Below are 16971 nucleotides of genomic sequence, written 5' to 3' on the forward strand. Positions count from 1 at the left end.
ATGCAATTAGAGGTTTTTGGGGGCGAAATGGCATTACGCGGGTTTGATTTTTTGAAAACAGGCAGGAATATTCGCGGGCTAACCCAGACCGAAGTGGCCGAGATTTACGGGGTAAGTGAACGGACTTATCAGCGTTGGGAGCGGGGTGATGTGAGAGTGCCATTTGATGATGTTTCGGCAATATGCGCCCAGGTGTTTAAGTTAGGGATTGATGACATAAGGACGATGATTGATGGCGAAGATTAATGTGCCGCAGCTGCAGCATCAACAAGTGACGCTGAACATGAAAGCGTTGCGTCATGGGTTAACACGCTGGGGTAACTATTGGGCCCATCAAGAATATGGTCAAGGGTTCGCAAGCCGAAGCCAGTGCGACAAGTTAGGTGAAGTGATTGTTTACGGTAGTTCGGCAGTGGTCGAGATAACGCCCCCACGTGAGGTTAGGCAGTTCGATGTGATGATTGAACGGTTAACACCACAATGTATACGGGCCATTAGAACGCACTACATCAGCAAAGGGCAGTGGGCCTTGATGGGATTCGATAGCAAGAAGTCTTATTTGTATTGGTTGAGAAGGGCAGAGGTAGGGTTAGTGGAGTGAGTTGTGATTATAAATATTATTGATGGTGACAGTGTGATTTTTGATAAGTGATTAATTTTATGTAGCTTTTGTTTTTACTCGTCATTACTTTTTTAATGGGTCCTTCTGGCTCGGTGCACTGCGGGGGGGGACAAGCGCAGTGCTTCACTACATATGAAAAATTTAGGGGGTTGTGTTGTTGTTTTATAGGCTTGATCTCTGCCAATCAATTTTACCTAAAAAATAAACCTATTAAGTTAATGAATTAATAGTGTTTTACCCTACATTTGATGATGCACAATTCCACTCAACTTTTGATCGTCTTAAACCGCAACTTTTGATCGCTTAAATCTTTGTGTCCATAGCTTTAGTTTGCTGCTAAATATTTTGTGTCAGTCATAACTTCCCCCTTTACGTGACCTGTACTGTGTTTATGTACAGTTATAATGAGTTTTGAGGGCATAATAAGAATATGTGAACAAAAAGCAGTCTAAAGGACTATGTTGAGAAAAATAGGGCTGCTCTAATGTATTGATATTATTTGGTTTAATTTTTTTACATTTAATGCGGACACTTTTAACGCGCAATTTACGTTTTTTATTTAAGTGTAAGAGTCATTAAATTGCTTTACTTCAAAGACATAGCAAATGTAGGATGATATAAATCAATAACTTAAACGGTCGGCTTTATCGGTCGAGCCGTTCAGTAAGCTGTTATGTTCAAAATGTTTTTGATGAGTCCGCATCCACTATAATTAAATTATTTAAGAAAATTTAAAATGATAAACAAACTTTCAAGAGTAACAACATATATCGAAAGCTATGCTTTCGATCGACGTAATGGGGATATGGTCAAGAGATCTCATGCCACGGGTTTTTTTGTAAAAACAAAAGATCAAATATTATTAGTTACCAATTGGCATGTGGTTACAGGACTTAATCCTTCTGAGCCTTCAAAAATGACAGGAGTATGCATTCCTGAAATATTAAAGGTTACAGTTATTAGCAAGGAAAACACTTTAACCGAGCTTTCGTTTCCACTATATGATAAAAACTTGAAGCCACTTTGGGATGAGCATCCTGAACGAAATGCTGTAGATATAGTAGTTTTACCAATTTCAAGAGAAGTAGAAAAGCATTTCTACGTTTTCGATATATTATCAAAATTAGATTCTTCTCAAATAAAACAAACGGTCGGAACAGACGCATTTATTCTTGGTTACCCATTTAGTAAAGATCAATTATTTGATGCTTTTGGGGATAGTAATCATTATTATCTGCCTGTGTGGAAAAGAGGTAGCATAGCCACAGAACCAAAATTAAAAATAGCAGATAAATTAATTTTGATTGATTCAATGAGTCGCCCTGGAATGTCAGGTTCCCCTGTGGTAATAAGTGAATATGTAGATGTAATGACCGCAAAAAATGAGAAAGGTAATGACATAATTAAACGGATAAATGCTGGCGATACATCAGCATTATTAGAGTTTGACGAAAATGATGTAACTAATGAGAAGGTAAAGAATTTTAACATACTAGGGGTCTATTCTGGAGTTGTTGGTTCAACAAAACTTCAAGAATTAGCTTTAGGGAAATGCTGGCATATCGACACTCTAGTCGATTTAATAGAGAACCATGTCTCTGGTGAAATGCCTTATCACGAACCGCTTGCACCTCATGAATATTATGAAAAATTTCTAGAGAATATGTCAGGGGTGATGATAAGAACAGATTCAAATGGTAATGAAATTTCACGCGTTCCAATGAACTGAATATATTAAATAATAAACGTGAAATGTGTGAAAATTAACATAACAAGGCGTTTAAACGGAACAAAAAAACAGTGGGTTACGTTTCGCTACACATTATAACCCACAATTTTTGTCCGCTTAACGCGGCGTTAGTTTTCTCAGTGTTAATCCATTGATCGGAGTTTGAATTAAGTTATGGAAAATAAAGAAGAAAGCCGATTAATCAAATGTTCCCATTGGTTAGCTAAAACTCGATTCGCCCAATTTGCCTTTTCTTCAGAGTTTCGAATTAGAGCATCTGTTTTAATCTTTATTCTTTTTACTCACTTGTTTTATTGGGCTACAGCTTGGTATTCACCTTGGCCTTATATAGTATTTATGCTTTTTGGCTTTTGGTTTTCACAAGGTGTTTATAAGCCTTGGGCTTTGATAATTAAGCAATCTTCTCAGCCTGTTTATGACTCCGCGATGCTAAAAATTAGTGTTCCTTTTATTATTCTCAACTATATAGCATTATTTGCCTGTCTTTATATGTTTGGGAGTGTTGTTGATGCGAGTGGAAATGAAATTCAAGGCACTTGGAAACACTTTTACTTTAGTACCGTAACACTCACAACACTGGGTTACGGTAATATAGTTCCTAACGATATTGTTGCAGAGGTTATTGCAACCATCCAATCTATTATAGGTTTTATGGGGTTTGCAGTTTTCGCAGGTATAGTTGCTTCAATCGCTTTAAAAAGAGTAGAGTTGCAAGACAAAAACTAACAAGAACATTAAACGGAAAATTTACAGTTGGCTGTTTTTCGTTCCTCAAACATTTTAGCCAACTGTAAATTTCCGCTTATGTAAGCGTTATATTTTAAAGGAGTAATATCTTGGATTCAGACGCATCAGTAAATAATTATCCGGTAAAAAATAGGCTAGATAATGAAAAAGAGTTGTTTGATGTTTTGGACGCGGAAGGGAATGTAATGAAAACCTTTGGGAATGAAGATGAAGCAAAATCTTATAGTAAAACTCTACAAAAAAAAGATGATAGTAAAGATAAAGATATAGAAGACTTTCTCTCTAAAAAAATGTCACCTAAAAATGATAAAGATGGAAATGGCCTTCCACCTCCAAAATAAAATATAACCAACTGTTTTTAGCCTCTTAATGAGGCGTTGAGGCTGTAGAATTACTCTTCTTTAAGAAAAACAGCCTGTTTTATGGGTTCCAAATGTATTACCTAGTGTCTTAAAAACGCTTAGGATTGATTTCAGGAGCTCGTTTTTTAATTGAATTTGGCTGTTAGAGTTATTCTACAGTCTTGTTAGATTTCTCAAGGGGCCATGAGCAATGTACAACCTTTTAGTGACTGCCCATGATGGGGCATGGGAACTTCCCGCCTATGAGTACACAAGAGATAGGTTTCTTGAACATACTAACGATAAAGAGAAAACTCTATTTAAGGTTCTTACAGCTGAACACATTGAATTGCTAAAATCATTCCCTTGCCTATTTGCTTATGAAGGTAAGAGTGAACCAGTGCGAGTCGGATATATTCGCTCCATAAAGGAGAGAAGCCGTTCGATCATGTTCGAATATGAGTTTGAGAGTGATATTCCCCCAATTCCGTTTTCTGAAATAGTGCCTATTCGCAACCTGCTGGATATAGGTGAGTGGGAAATGAATCGAACGCACTGGGCTGTAAAAGATAAAGACTTATTTGGGCTGTTACATTCAGCCGGGTTAATTGATCGCAAGTTCATCAATCCAGTGGGGCGAACGGGCAAACTTGAAGAGCTAAGGTTTAAGGTTGCATTTTCATTCCCCGGCGAAGTTAGAGAATCCGTTCTATCCATTGTCAATAGATTGAAAAGTTCTCTGCCAGCGGGAAGTATCTTCTACGACGATGATTTTACAGCACAACTAGCGCGCCCAAATCTCGATAGTCTACTTCAAACTGTCTACCTCAAGAATTCAGATTTGATCGTAGTGTTCCTTTCAGGTGACTACGAAAGGAAAATATGGTGTGGCATTGAGTGGCGTGCGATTCGTGGGATCATTAATAATAAGAGCGATCATGCCGTTATGTTCGTTCGGTCAGATGATGCGGAAATCCCAGGAGTATTTGCGCACGATGGGTACATTGACATGAATAGATTCAGTCCCGTGCAAATGGCCGATTTCATACTGGATCGAATCCGCCTCAATGAGCAGTAATAAATCTAACAATCGGCTGTTACGTGCCTTCGCTGCGCTTCGGCACGCCGCAGAACGAAGCCGCTGCGCGGAGCTAAATGCTGACTCAATCGAGTGTATTAACCTCATTGAATCAGTTAGACTTTAAAAAGATGTGATGGAACACCACAATGACAAGGGAATTGCAATTGAACACATACAAATCAAGCCTCATAATCAATTCAACATTGCTCTGCAGCTCAGAGCTAGCATCAAAAAAGCAAATTCCTATAGCATAAAGTGTACCCATTAACCTGGACTCGGCAACGGCCAAGTCCAACAAGCGGTTTGTGCCATGCAAACAGCGCAACGCATAAATACTAAAACGTTAGGGTCATATACATATGTTCTGGAAAATTGGCACATCAAAATATTTGGTTGTTTTGTCAGAAAAAGATACTGATAAATGGTGTCATTTTAATCAAGACGGAAATATTTTTAGGAAATCTATTTCGGGGGTTATTATAAATGCAAGCGGAAAGATTATAGATGAACTAGAAGAATATCGACCGTATTCGGTAAGCGATACATACGGGATTTTACCGCTATATAATGTCCATGAGAAAAATCTGTATAAAAGTAGTATTAGTCAAACGGGTAGGCATAATCCTGATATTGAGACTGAAATATTGTATACGGAAGTAATACCATGCTCTAAGAGCGATATACCTCTACGATATTTTGAAACCTGTTAGAATGATGTATACAGTGTTGATATTTTAATAAGTCTCGAAGAATCATTATTCATAACAACCCTAACAAGTCATTAAGAGGCGTTATACCCTATGAGGTTTTCAAACAGAAATGGCTACTTGATGTAGCCATTTTTATGGGCGTTTTGCTGTGGCTTTTTGCAGCCTAAAGGACTACGTTGAGAAAAATAGGGCTGCTCTAATGTATTGATATTGTTTGGTTTATTTTTTTACATTTGATGTTGACACTTTTAACGTGCAATTTAAGTTTTTTATTTGAGTGTAATAGCCATTAAATTGATTTACTTCAAAGACATAGAAAACGTAGGATGATATTAATCAATAACTTAAACGGGCGGCTTTATCAGTCGAGCCGTTCAATAAGCTGTTATATTTTTCAATCATAAATGGAGTTATTAACAATGTCAGAAAGTCAATTTGAAAAAGAATTTAGTGACGATAGTTTTTGGAATAAAACTAAGAACTTTGCAAAAGTCGCAGGGGAAACTGTTTTAGAACCAGCACTAAAGCTTTATTATTCTGCTCAAGATTCCGATACACCAATTTGGGCTAAAACTACGGTTTATGGTGCTCTTGGATATTTTGTTTCACCAATAGATGCAATTCCAGATATAACACCTATTGTTGGTTACTCTGATGATTTAGGTGTTCTTGTCGCTGCAACGGCTGCTGTAGCAGCTTATATAAAAAAAGAGCACGCAGAAAAAGCAAAAGAAACGCTAAAGCAGTGGTTTAGTTAAACATAACAAAACATTAAAGCAGGAAAATTTACAGTTGGCTGTTTTCACTGCGTTCAACATTTTAGCCAACTTTAAATTTCCTCTTAATGAGGCGTTAGTGCTCAATACTATATGAAAAACATAATTGCAGTATTTATATCCACTCTATTCTTTGGCGTGCTTGCATTGGCTCATGTCCTTATTTTGCTGCACTATTGGAGTGAGGAAAAATCAGCCATTGATAGCTATTTGGCAAATATCGTACAGCTGCTTTTAATCGTGATAGCGGGCTACATCTGCGTTAAAATTTCTAGCGTAAAAAAATGGTGGTTTGCCGGGTTTTTCGCCATCACAACATATATCCTCCTTGTTGTGTATGTGATTTTTCTAGGCCCTAGTATAGATTTTTCCACTTGGGGCTTAGCATCAATGAAAGTTCCAGCAGCTTTGGCAGTTTTTTCGTTATTAGGCGGAGGTATCTATCAATACTATTCAACAAAGCACTAACAAGCGCATGTTGTTCGCTGCTATCGCTGCCGGACCCCTTACGCTTCACTTCAGTCGCCGCAAATGCGGGCGTTGAACTAAGCCGCTGCGCGGAGCCAAATGCTGACTCAATCGAGTGTATTAACCTCATTGAATCAGTTAGACTTAAAAAAGTGTGATGGAACACCACTATGACAAGGGAATTGCAATTGAACACATACAAATCAAGCCTCATAATCAATTCAACATTGCTTTGCAGCCCAGAGCCGGCATCAAAAAAAAGCAAATTCCTATAGCATAAAGCGTACCCATTAACCTGGACTCGGCAACGGCCAAGTCCAACAACCGATTTGTGCCATGCAAACAGCGCAACGCACAAATACTAAAACGTTAGCTCCGTCTATGGGATCTCAGATGAACACAAGTTATAGCGTATGCAGCCAGTTGAAATCGAGCGAACGGTGCTTTCGTCTTTTTGAATACAATGCTGGGGAATTTGTCGAGTTGTTTCACGAACATGTTCCGAATCATCGCATCAGTTCTGATGAGGCATTTCAGTTTACGAGAGCTCTCCTTATTAAGTATTCTGCACTTGGCGATAGGGAAATTTTACAAACTTTCGTCAACAACAGATCGGGTAATCCGGAAAAGATTCAACTAATTGTTGGCGATACAGAGTTCCCTGAAGCTGGAGTCTTCCGCAGATATTTTAATTCAAGCCCTTACATGGCTTGGATTGATGAGGTTACAGATAAATCTACATTTAGGGTGCAAAGTGAGAGCTAACAAGGCCAGTCAAATCGGACAAAAACTCGCTGTCACTTTTTTTGCAAACGACGCAACAAAAGCGCCATCAAGCTTTTTCCGCTGCTGGCGGCGTTATACGCTAATTACCTCCTAACAAAAAATGGCTACTTGATGTAGCCATTTTTATGGGCGTTTAGCGGTGTTTTTAGCGTAAACGGGCTTGTTTCTCTGCCAATCTTGCTAGTGTCGCTATTTGTTGGTTTGCGGCTTCACTGATTTCTAGCAATTGCTCAAGAGATAAAAAGCGGGGTTCGCGCATGTACTGCACTAATTTGTCGCGGCTGGTGACAAACTGGTCATCATGTATCGGTTGCGAGCTCACTATTTTGCCGCCTTCCCATGTAAACATCATGCGCTGACGCTCAAAAGGGTGTTGAGTGCGGCTAAGTCGCTTTTGGGCTTCATTAAAGGCATTGATGAAGTTGATCTTGAGTTCGGCAGCTTTGGCACCGGTAAAGCCCATGACTAAAAACATAAAACCGTCTTTGGTCAGGTGGTAGCACTTTAAATCACGCTGACTGGTGCCAACCTGTTGATTTTGCACGTTAGCCCAAAAGTGGGCTGACGTAAATTCACTTGGCGCATCAGCAAGTATTTCATCAATTTTTCGTAAAACATGACTATGACGTTTGCCAAAATAATCAGCGACGATCAGTGAATTGGTAATGGTTTGTTGGCCGTTGATAAAGACCAGTTGTGCAGGGTAATTTTTAGACTGTTGTAAGTTCATGGGTGACACTCCTGTGTTCGAGAGTAATCATCACCAAACGGTTCGAATCATTGGGTGATGAGCTGAGCAAGGTTCGAACTACCGTCACAGGAACGGCCAGCCAAATGGCTGCCTCACCCAGCCCACCATAGTAGTGGTGCGCCGAGTCACGCAATAAAAAACCAGCACGAAAGGCTGGCGACTATTGCGCCTGTGATACTGCGGGGTTCGAATCCCGGCATTGGATTTTGCCAATACCTAATTAGTATCGCCCCACTTAGGCGCATTTGTCAATTTGTTATCGCTTAACTGAGTTTTGTAATTTGGTTTTTGTTTTTAGGTTGTCCTCGTTGTAGAATCAAATCAATTCAACAAGGTGGTGTTCTATGGATAGAAAAATATTAACTTTTATTATTGCCATGATGGCAAACCCCGTTATAGCAGAAGTGTATAAGTGTGCTGATGGCAAGTATCAAGCAGACCCTTGTGATGAACAAAGCCTGCCCCTTGACTTAAGTGGAGTGGGCAGTGTTGTTTCTCAGTCTGGTGACGTTGGTATTGTCGAAAGCGAAAGCAGCCCTACAATTAGTGATAAATCTGACACTAAAAGTGCAGCTAAAAAGCAAAATTTTTCTGCTTATCTAAGAAAGCAAAAAATAGAACGGCTAATTAAAAATCTTGAACAAGATAAAAAGAAAGCGTTTATCAGTCGAGATAGAAGAATTGCTCAACTTAGGTCTAAAGGTAATCGCGCAAACAATAATTTAGCTGGCGCAACTTGGCAACAAAGCCTCGCACAGGAAATGACAGCTGTAATGCAGCAGGCCAATACCGAAGTTGAATCAATCGATAGAGAAATTGCATCGTTAAGGGATGAGCTTAAACAGCTTTAAACTTTAATATAAATATGGCTACCCCGAGGTGGCCTTTTTTTAGTTCGAATTTAACCCCATCTTATAAATACAGCTAGACGCAATCGCGAACCTTTGATCACACGGCTATTGGCTGCCTAAAGCAAAACGTATGCGTTTTAAAGATTTAGCAAATAATGGGCAATAATAAGCTAACCGTTTAGTTGCGGTAACGCCTTGCTCTAATGTGTTGATATTATTATTTTTATCACTTACATTTAATATTGACATTTTTAACGTGCAATTTAAGTTTTTTATTTGAGTGTAATAGCCATTAAATTGCTTTACTTTAAAGACATGTAAAATTTAAGGTTATGCGCATCAATAACTTAAACGGGCGGCTTTATCGGTCGAATCGTTCATTAAGCTGTTAAGGGGCCTGAGCTCCAAATCGAAGTAGTATCAACTAAAAAGGAAGTGATGATGGAACGTTATAAAAACTTGGGAGGGAACTCGAATGTTGTTGCATACGAAATTGGAGAAGGCGAAATCACCGTTCAGTTCGGTGATGGTTCAGTCTATCTATACACGAATCAAAGTGCCGGTGCCGCCAGCATCAACGAAATGCATAGACTAGCAAGAGCCGGGCAAGGCTTAAATAGCTATATCGGTAGAGTAGTCAAAAAGGGATATGCCAGAAAAATCCGGTAATTAGCACTTAATAATCGCAGGCACGGCGACGGCTTTTTCATTGCGCCTGTAGAATTTCTCTTTTTTAAGAAAAACAGCCTATTTATGGGTTTTAAATGTATTACCTAATGTCTTAAAATCGCTTAGGATTGATTTCAGGAACTCGTTTTTTAATTGGATTTGGCTGTTAGAGTTATTCTACAGCCTCGTTATGTTTTGGTACCATAAGGAAGTATTTTGAGCTCAATTAAAGAATATTTATTTGATAAACAAGAAGAGCAAGCTGAAGAATGGATTCGTGAAAGATTGAGCGATCAAGACTTGACACTTGAATCAGAAGAATGGCAAGACCTATTGCTAGAATATTCAGCGTATCAAGATCATTTAAATGACGAGTACGAGTGGATTTCAGAGATCAAATGGTTAAAAGAAAATGGTTCTGTCGATATATATTACAATTTTACCAAAGAGTTAGGAACCGTTAAGAAACTTGCCCAAAAATCACTTTCTGAACAAATGCCTCTAAATGAAAACCTTGTTATTAAAATGTCGTACTCATATTCAGTAACACTGCTTGAGGCATTTTTAGGTGATACATTAAAAGCTTTAATGTCTGAAAATTCGGTATATTTAAATAATGCTATTACTCGTATTGATCAACTAAAAAACGCAAGGTATTCACTTTCTGATTTAACAAACTTCGGTACAGATTTAAGTGCGTTAGCAATTAGATGTGTTAGTGAAATGCTATTTCATAAAATAGATAAAGTCATCGGTGTTTACGAAAAAACACTAGGTTGTAAAATAAATTTAGATATTTCGAAGGTGCAATCAATTGTTGAAATAAGACATGATATCGTTCATAGAAATGGTTATACCAAAGAAAATAAAGTAATTGATATATTGCCTCATGACCTTTATGAGGCAATATCAGATATAAAAATATTTTCTGATGAATTACAAAAAATCATTGAAAGTAAAATGGCACATAATAAGTAACGAAACATGGCCACCCACGATTATTTTTACATTAGGCGTTGACACTTTTAACGTGCAATTTAAGTTTTTATTTGAGTGTTAGAGTCATTAAATTGCTTTGCTTCAAAGACATAGAAAATGTAGGATGATATTAATCAATAACTTAAATGGTCTGCTTTATCGGACGAATCGATCAATAAGCGTTATGTGCACTTACGAGGTAGCAAATGAGTTCAGATGAAAACGAAGAATATGGAGCAATTCTTGTTGATACCTCTATATTTGATGCGCATGGATTAAAGCTTGAAAAGGGCTTGCTTGGAAAATTAAGCCAATTCAAAGATAGCGATATAGATTATCTATTGCCTGATGTCATAAAAGGTGAAGTTAAAAGCCACTTGGAAAATAAGGTCAAAAGTGCCAGAGCATCTTTAGAAAAAGCTCTAAATGATGCTGGTGATCATCTTTTTTTCGAAGGTAGCGAGCTTAATGATGCCAAATCAATTTTAATAGATAGCAATGAAATTGAGGGAATTGCAACAAGTCGTGTTGATAAATTCATAGAAAATACAGGTGCTTTAGTTCTTGAATGCGGTGATTATTTATCAGTATCGGAGCTATTAACGCAATACTTTGAAAACAAAGCTCCTTTTGCTGAAACTGGTAAAAAGAAAAACGAATTCCCAGATGCTATTGTTCTTTTAGCGGTGGAAAAATGGGCTCAAGAAAGTGGTATTCAAGTATTAGCAGTTGCTCGTGATGGTGATTGGGAAAATTATTGTGAAACATCAGACAACATAGATTACAGCGAAGATTTTGCAGACGCCTTGAGTAAGTTTAATAAGGCAACAGCTCCTTTTGCATTCTTATCTCTTCTAATTTCTAAGTTGGCGAAAGAAGAAGATGATGCTGCTGACTTTGTTGGAAAAATACGAAGCGGTGTAGAAAGTTACTTTAATGGGTTTACGCCAGATCAAGAAGCAGACTCTTTTCATTACTGGGAGCCTGATGGTTGTCACGGCTGGTTAAATGACTTCGAGCTAGCTGACACTAATTTTAAAATAGTTGATCATGCAGAGGATTATATTGTCCTCGAAGTAAGTGCCAATATCACCGTAGAAGTTGAAGGTGAGTTCTCCCTTTATCAATATGACTCAATAGACAGAGAGCATGTTTATATTAGTAATGTTACAGCTTCGGTTGAAGAACAGTTTACTTCTGAAATATTAATTACTGTATCAGGTGATTTAGCAGGTGATTTATATGACTTAGATGTTGAAGAAATTGAAGTTGTAAACCCTATAACTTCGATCAATTTTGGTACATTAGAGCCTGATTACGGAGAGTACGATTAAAGCCTCGTGTTTTTAACCATTTTATGAATAAAAATTAGACTGTGTTTTTATTTTTAGAAATTCTACATTCTCGTTAGAGCCTACACATTGAAGTTGAGATGTATCGATGAATTTTTTCCCAAAACCACCAACAGATAATCTCTATAAATTTTTAGCCATTACTGGTACTTGGTTAGTTGCAATTGTCACTGCTTTTTTTATGTACTTAGGTTATTTGACTTTTGAGTTGAAGAAGTTAAATTATGAACAAAGCCGAATGATGTTTTCAGAAAGCGTAGTTCGAGAAATTGATCGTAGATTGAAATCTATATCTGAAGATAAGCTCGATGAAAACATTCTAGATTGGACACCTCGTTCAGAAGGTTCAGATGAAGTGCAGTTTATTACGCAAATTAAACAAAGCCATCTTCAAAGAGTTAAAGACTACGATTCAAAGCCGAAACCTGACTATGGATATCAATTTGACTTGGTGAAAGAAACTGGGTTTATAAATATTGTCTATGGAATTATATTTTTAGCAGTATCCTGTTTTTATTTTGGATTTCGCGGGTGGTACTCAAAGATTCAAAAGCCAATGGATTTGGGTTTGAAACTTGACCTTAAGATAAAAGAAGTATCTATCGAAAAAATGGAAGCGGAATTGGCTCTAACAAAAAAATCTATTCGGACTCATTCCATTCGCCGCTTAACGCGGCGCTAATCTCAACCCACTATCGTTCGCAGAATGTGACTCAGCGTATTAAAGCGCTATTGCTAAATTCTTATATTTGGCAACTAACTAAACCGATAACTTTTAAATCAAACCTAGAAATTATCGGTTTTACATATCACACAAATCCCATTCTACCAACGCCATATGTGGCGTAAAACACGCCATATATGGCGTATTTTTACCCCTAAAAACAGCTATAGTTTATATAAGCTTGATACCACTGCGTAACGGGCTTTGCTTTCTCTCTAGTTCCTTTTTGCTCCTTTTTGCATACGCTCTCGTTAGATCGTCGCCGTTGGGCTCCTGTATTGGAGCCCATTTTTTTGCTCATATTTACCAGGTGCTGCATGAATATTAAAACTAGGCTTTTGGCGCTGGGGTTATCTGGCGTTTTACTGACTGGCGGTGTGTTAGTTGCTACGGGTGAGGGTGAAGTATTACGCACCTATGTTGACCCTGCCGGTATTGAAACGGCCTGCTTTGGCCAAACCGGCCATAACATTAAACAGGGCATGGTGTTCACTCACCAGCAGTGCCTAGACATGCTGGCAACCAGCCTTAAAAGCTTTGACCGTGAATTGGTTAAACTTACCCCGCCATTAAGCGAGGGTGAACACATTGCTTACCTGAGTTTTATTTACAACATTGGGGCCGAGGCTTTTGGGGCATCTACGCTGCGTAAAAAGTTGTGGGCCGGTGACCGCGTTGGTGCATGTAATGAGTTGCCGAGGTGGGTTTATGCTAAAAAGAAAAAGTTACCTGGCTTAGTTAAACGCCGCTCAAATGAGCGGCGTTATTGTTTGAGGGACTTGTAATGTTTAATGATTTTAAAACCACAGTGCTGTTATGTGCAGTGCTGGTTATGGCGACGGTTATTGCCGTTGGGGCGTTAAGCATTACCTCACTCAAAGCTAAGAACGGCACATTAAGCCATGACTTGTTGCTATCGCAAGTTAGCGTGGATGCGTTACTGAGCAGCAACGCTAACAAAGATGAACGCATCAAAACGCTTGAACGTGATTACCGCATTATCACCGAGCTAAACACCTCGCACCGCAAGCAAGTAGCCGATCTCCAATCGACGTTAGATCACAAACTAGAACGTGCTAATCAGCTAAGGACATCAAACCATGAGCCAACTAAAACTTGGGCTAATACTGATTTGCCTAGTGATGCTGTGCAGCTGCTCAAGCAAACCGATTGTCAAAGTGGTGACACAGACCAAAACGGTTTATGTGTTACCGCCCCCTGATTGGCTTGAGCTTTGTGATAACCCACATTTTATTGGGTTCTCAAATCTGGATTTACTGAATCATTCCCTTACTCAAACCAACGCGCTAGCAACTTGTAATGCAAACATGCTGCGCCTACAACAATGGCGGCAGCAATATGAGCATAACGACTGACCTAAGTGCAAAACTCACCTCGTTATTGTCTTACATCGCCTCGTTTTTTACCGCAGCTGGCAGCTATGTGAACGATATGGATATTGGTGTTGTAGTCGGCGTGTTGTGTGCTGTGTTTACCGCGTTTATTAACTGGTTTTATAAAGACCGCCAGCGCCAGCGTGCGACATTAAAAAGTGAGCGTGAAGCCAGAATACAAGCGCTGCAAGAGCAGGTGTTGCTTAAACAATTGCAGCATATTGAACAAGAGCGATGTAGCCATGTGTTAGACGATATTCACAAGGACTAGCTAATGGCACGTATTCAAACACCCGACGCCGAGCCAGTGCTACTGAACAAAACCGACCTGTGCAAAAGTTTGGGTATTAGTACCCAAGCGTTCGATAAGTGGGATGTGCCGATACACAGCAAAAAAGGTCGTGAGTGCTTGTACACCATGAGCGATGTGGTGGGTAACCGCGTGGCTAATGAGCGTAAAAAACATGTAAGCAATCCAACGCCCGAAGATAACGACAAGCCCAACATCGAGTTTGAGCGTTGGCGTTTAATCAAAGCGCAAGCCTACGGCCAAGAGCTTAAAAACGAAAAAGACGGCAAAGAAGTGGTCGAGGTGACGTTTTGCTCGTTTGTGCTGAGTCGCATTGCCGCGCAAATATCGCCAGTGCTGGACCAAATACACATTCGGGTAAAACGTAAATTCCCCGATATGCCAGAACGCACCATAGACGCTATTCGCGCCGAAGTGATTAAAAGCCAAAACACCGCCGCTGAACTGGCCAACGGCATTGAGGATTTATTAGATGAATATATCAGAAGCACAGATTAAAAATTTGAAAGCTGCTGTCGCTGCTGGCCTTAAATCGTTTTATCGTCCACCAATGTTGACCTGTAGTGAATACGCCGACACCCATTTTTATATGTCGTCTGAATCGTCGTACACCGAAGGTAAATGGGAAAGCTTACCGTTTCAAATCGGCATATTAAATGCCATGGGTAACGACCAAATTACCACGCTGAACATTATGAAGTCTGCGCGTGTGGGTTACACCAAAATGTTGATGGCCAATGCTGGCTACAAGATAGAACACAAAAAACGTAACGTGTTGATATACCAGCCGCGTGACGGTGCCGCCAAAACGTTCATGAAAAAGCACGTTGAAACGGCCATACGCGACATGCCGATTTGGAAAGCCTTAGCGCCGTGGATTGGTCGCAAGCATAAAGACAGTACCTTAGAAGATAAAATTTTTACCAACGGTAAAACCTTAATGGTGCGTGGTGGTACCGCCGCGGCTAACTACCGTGAAATATCAACCGATGATGTTATTTACGATGAGTTAGCCGGTTTTGATGAGTCAATCGAACACGAAGGTAATGCCACATCGTTAGGTGACACCCGTGTTGAACTGTCGTTGTTTCCTAAATCGATACGGGGTTCAACGCCTAAAGTATTAGGTACCTGCCAAATTGAAAAGGCCTGTAGCGAAAGCCAGTACCAATTTAGATTCAACTTGCCATGCCCACATTGCGATGAGCTGCAGCATTTAAAGTGGGGCGGTAAAACTGAACCCTTTGGTATTAAGTGGCAAGGCAGCGAGCCAAAAACCGCCTATTACGTGTGCGAGCACTGCGGTTGCTGCATTGAAAACAATCAACTGCACGACATGGAAGAACACCCAAGCGCGTTATGGATTTGCGACAAAACGGGCGTTTACACCACAGACTTTATTTCGTTTTTTGATAAAGACGGCGACGACTTTTTAACGCCCGAAAATATCTCGATTTATATCTGGTCGGCTTATAACACGCTTAACAGTTGGGCCAAGTTAGTCACCGAATTTTACAAAGCCAAAGGCGACAAAGAAAAGTTACAAACCTTTGTTAACACCAAATTGGGCCAGCCATGGGACAACGACAACGGCGAACGCATTGAGTGGGAAGACTTAGGCCGCAGGCGTGAAATGTACCCCAACGGCAAAATGCCCGATTGGGTTGTGTATGTCACCGCGGGTGTTGATACCCAAGACGACCGCTACGAAGGCCGTGTTTGGGGGTGGGGTGCAGGTAAAGAGTGCGCCTTAATCGATAGGTTTATTTTGTATGGCGACCCAGCCAGCCAAGTGTTACTGGATAAAGTCGCGCTGCGCTTAAACCAAAGTTACCCCCGTAACGACGGCATTGTGTTGAGCATTGGCACAACGTGTTGGGATTCGGGCGGCCATTACTCCGATACCGTTTACTCAATGAGTAAAAAGCTAGGTTTGTTCCGCGTGGTACCCATTAAAGGCGCCAATATGTACGGCAAGCCGATTGCCAATTTCCCGCGTAAGCGAAGTAACAAAGGTGTGTATTTAACCGAGGTGGGTACCGACAACGCCAAAGAGTTGATCATGGCCATGATGCGCACTCAACCCAGTGTTGATACGCGTACACCTGGTGCAATTCATTTGCCACTGAACGACAGCATTTGTGATGACACCGAACTGCAACAGTTAACGTCTGAACGCAAATTGCCGACACGCCGCGACGGTCGCATTGTTTACCGCTGGGAAGCTGGCGGCAGACGTAACGAAGCGCTCGACTGTTTTGTGTATGCCTTGGCTGCGCTGTATATCGCCATTGATCGCTTTGGCATTAATCTCGACTCGCTCAGTAAAGTGATAACAACCGACACTCAAAACGAAGCATCAACCGATGAATCCCCCAAACCTAAAAAACCGAAAAAGAGCCAAGCCAATAACTGGCTAAATGGTGGTTCGGTTAAATCAGGAGGCTGGCTGTAATGTCAAAGCAAGAAGCGGCAGACATGGTCGCGCTGTATATCGAAGCCGAAAAAGATGTACTGGCGGGTAAGTCCGTCAGCATCAACGGCAAGATGATGAGTACAGAAGACCTGGAACAAATTCGCAAAGGCCGCATGGAATGGCAGCGCACCTTAAGCATGTACACCCGCCCACGGGGTACCACACTCGCCCGATTTAACTAGGAA

22 protein-coding genes are annotated in these 16971 nt (G+C 40.1%); 21 read left to right on the plus strand and 1 reads right to left on the minus strand.

Going from position 1 to position 16971, the window contains the following annotated elements:
* From GUY17_RS08635 to GUY17_RS08680, 10 genes are all read left to right on the plus strand, one after another.
* The gene (locus GUY17_RS08635) at nucleotides 1-246 is read left to right on the plus strand and encodes a helix-turn-helix transcriptional regulator (RefSeq protein WP_254439889.1); all 246 of its coding nucleotides are present in this window, start codon (nucleotides 1-3) and stop codon (nucleotides 244-246) included.
* Nucleotides 233-601 carry a hypothetical protein gene (locus tag GUY17_RS08640; RefSeq protein ID WP_162022879.1) on the plus strand — a complete coding sequence of 123 codons (369 nt, stop codon included), beginning with the start codon at nucleotides 233-235 and terminating at the stop codon, nucleotides 599-601. The genes GUY17_RS08635 and GUY17_RS08640 overlap by 14 nt, the downstream gene beginning before the upstream one ends.
* A 757-nt stretch (nucleotides 602-1358) precedes the next feature.
* Nucleotides 1359-2351: a serine protease gene (locus GUY17_RS08645; protein WP_162022880.1), complete on the plus strand. Its 993-nt coding sequence runs from the start codon at nucleotides 1359-1361 to the stop codon at nucleotides 2349-2351.
* 174 nt (nucleotides 2352-2525) lie between these two features.
* On the plus strand, nucleotides 2526-3098 hold the full coding sequence (locus GUY17_RS08650; protein WP_162022881.1) for an ion channel: 573 nt from the start codon (nucleotides 2526-2528) through the stop codon (nucleotides 3096-3098).
* Between the two features lie 110 nt (nucleotides 3099-3208).
* On the plus strand, nucleotides 3209-3460 hold the full coding sequence (locus GUY17_RS08655; protein ID WP_162022882.1) for a hypothetical protein: 252 nt from the start codon (nucleotides 3209-3211) through the stop codon (nucleotides 3458-3460).
* A gap of 211 nt (nucleotides 3461-3671) precedes the next feature.
* Complete coding sequence (locus tag GUY17_RS08660) at nucleotides 3672-4538, plus strand: TIR domain-containing protein (RefSeq protein ID WP_162022883.1); 867 nt, start codon at nucleotides 3672-3674, stop codon at nucleotides 4536-4538.
* Nucleotides 4539-4900: 362 nt separating this feature from the next.
* On the plus strand, nucleotides 4901-5251 hold the full coding sequence (locus tag GUY17_RS08665; RefSeq protein ID WP_162022884.1) for a hypothetical protein: 351 nt from the start codon (nucleotides 4901-4903) through the stop codon (nucleotides 5249-5251).
* Between the two features lie 419 nt (nucleotides 5252-5670).
* Nucleotides 5671-6009, plus strand: coding sequence for a YkvA family protein (locus GUY17_RS08670; RefSeq protein WP_162022885.1), 339 nt, complete (start codon nucleotides 5671-5673; stop codon nucleotides 6007-6009).
* Between the two features lie 111 nt (nucleotides 6010-6120).
* On the plus strand, nucleotides 6121-6495 hold the full coding sequence (locus GUY17_RS08675; RefSeq protein ID WP_162022886.1) for a hypothetical protein: 375 nt from the start codon (nucleotides 6121-6123) through the stop codon (nucleotides 6493-6495).
* Nucleotides 6496-6888: 393 nt separating this feature from the next.
* Nucleotides 6889-7260 (plus strand): hypothetical protein, encoded by a 372-nt coding sequence (locus tag GUY17_RS08680; RefSeq protein ID WP_162022887.1) that lies wholly within the window; start codon nucleotides 6889-6891, stop codon nucleotides 7258-7260.
* Between the two features lie 166 nt (nucleotides 7261-7426).
* Here the strand turns inward: GUY17_RS08680 and GUY17_RS08685 are convergent, their stop codons facing one another.
* Nucleotides 7427-8011, minus strand: a complete 585-nt coding sequence (locus tag GUY17_RS08685) for a Rha family transcriptional regulator (protein WP_162022888.1) — start codon at nucleotides 8009-8011, stop codon at nucleotides 7427-7429.
* A gap of 365 nt (nucleotides 8012-8376) precedes the next feature.
* Between GUY17_RS08685 and GUY17_RS08695 the strand changes: the two genes are divergently transcribed.
* From GUY17_RS08695 to GUY17_RS08745, 11 genes are all read left to right on the plus strand, one after another.
* Nucleotides 8377-8883 (plus strand): hypothetical protein, encoded by a 507-nt coding sequence (locus GUY17_RS08695; RefSeq protein ID WP_162022890.1) that lies wholly within the window; start codon nucleotides 8377-8379, stop codon nucleotides 8881-8883.
* 438 nt (nucleotides 8884-9321) lie between these two features.
* The gene (locus tag GUY17_RS08700) at nucleotides 9322-9552 is read left to right on the plus strand and encodes a hypothetical protein (RefSeq protein WP_217351068.1); all 231 of its coding nucleotides are present in this window, start codon (nucleotides 9322-9324) and stop codon (nucleotides 9550-9552) included.
* A 216-nt stretch (nucleotides 9553-9768) separates the two neighbouring features.
* Entirely contained in the window at nucleotides 9769-10530 is a 762-nt protein-coding gene (locus GUY17_RS08705; RefSeq protein WP_162022891.1) for a HEPN domain-containing protein, read from the plus strand.
* Between the two features lie 206 nt (nucleotides 10531-10736).
* Complete coding sequence (locus GUY17_RS08710) at nucleotides 10737-11864, plus strand: PIN domain-containing protein (protein ID WP_162022892.1); 1128 nt, start codon at nucleotides 10737-10739, stop codon at nucleotides 11862-11864.
* Between the two features lie 106 nt (nucleotides 11865-11970).
* A complete protein-coding gene (locus tag GUY17_RS08715; RefSeq protein ID WP_162022893.1) occupies nucleotides 11971-12564 on the plus strand; it encodes a hypothetical protein in 594 nt (197 codons plus the stop codon).
* Between the two features lie 359 nt (nucleotides 12565-12923).
* Nucleotides 12924-13391 (plus strand): lysozyme, encoded by a 468-nt coding sequence (locus tag GUY17_RS08720; protein ID WP_162022894.1) that lies wholly within the window; start codon nucleotides 12924-12926, stop codon nucleotides 13389-13391.
* Nucleotides 13391-13828, plus strand: coding sequence for a hypothetical protein (locus tag GUY17_RS08725; protein ID WP_162022895.1), 438 nt, complete (start codon nucleotides 13391-13393; stop codon nucleotides 13826-13828). Before GUY17_RS08720 ends, GUY17_RS08725 begins: the two co-directional genes overlap by 1 nt.
* Before the next feature lie 137 nt (nucleotides 13829-13965).
* The gene (locus GUY17_RS08730) at nucleotides 13966-14271 is read left to right on the plus strand and encodes an HP1 family phage holin (RefSeq protein WP_167526092.1); all 306 of its coding nucleotides are present in this window, start codon (nucleotides 13966-13968) and stop codon (nucleotides 14269-14271) included.
* A 3-nt stretch (nucleotides 14272-14274) separates the two neighbouring features.
* Entirely contained in the window at nucleotides 14275-14808 is a 534-nt protein-coding gene (locus GUY17_RS08735) for a terminase small subunit (RefSeq protein ID WP_140235028.1), read from the plus strand.
* Complete coding sequence (locus tag GUY17_RS08740) at nucleotides 14783-16765, plus strand: phage terminase large subunit family protein (RefSeq protein WP_162022897.1); 1983 nt, start codon at nucleotides 14783-14785, stop codon at nucleotides 16763-16765. The genes GUY17_RS08735 and GUY17_RS08740 overlap by 26 nt, the downstream gene beginning before the upstream one ends.
* Nucleotides 16765-16968, plus strand: coding sequence for a hypothetical protein (locus tag GUY17_RS08745; RefSeq protein WP_011637143.1), 204 nt, complete (start codon nucleotides 16765-16767; stop codon nucleotides 16966-16968). Before GUY17_RS08740 ends, GUY17_RS08745 begins: the two co-directional genes overlap by 1 nt.
* Nucleotides 16969-16971: the final 3 nt, after the last annotated feature.

It is taken from the genome of Shewanella sp. Arc9-LZ (assembly GCF_010092445.1).
Lineage (GTDB): Bacteria > Pseudomonadota > Gammaproteobacteria > Enterobacterales > Shewanellaceae > Shewanella.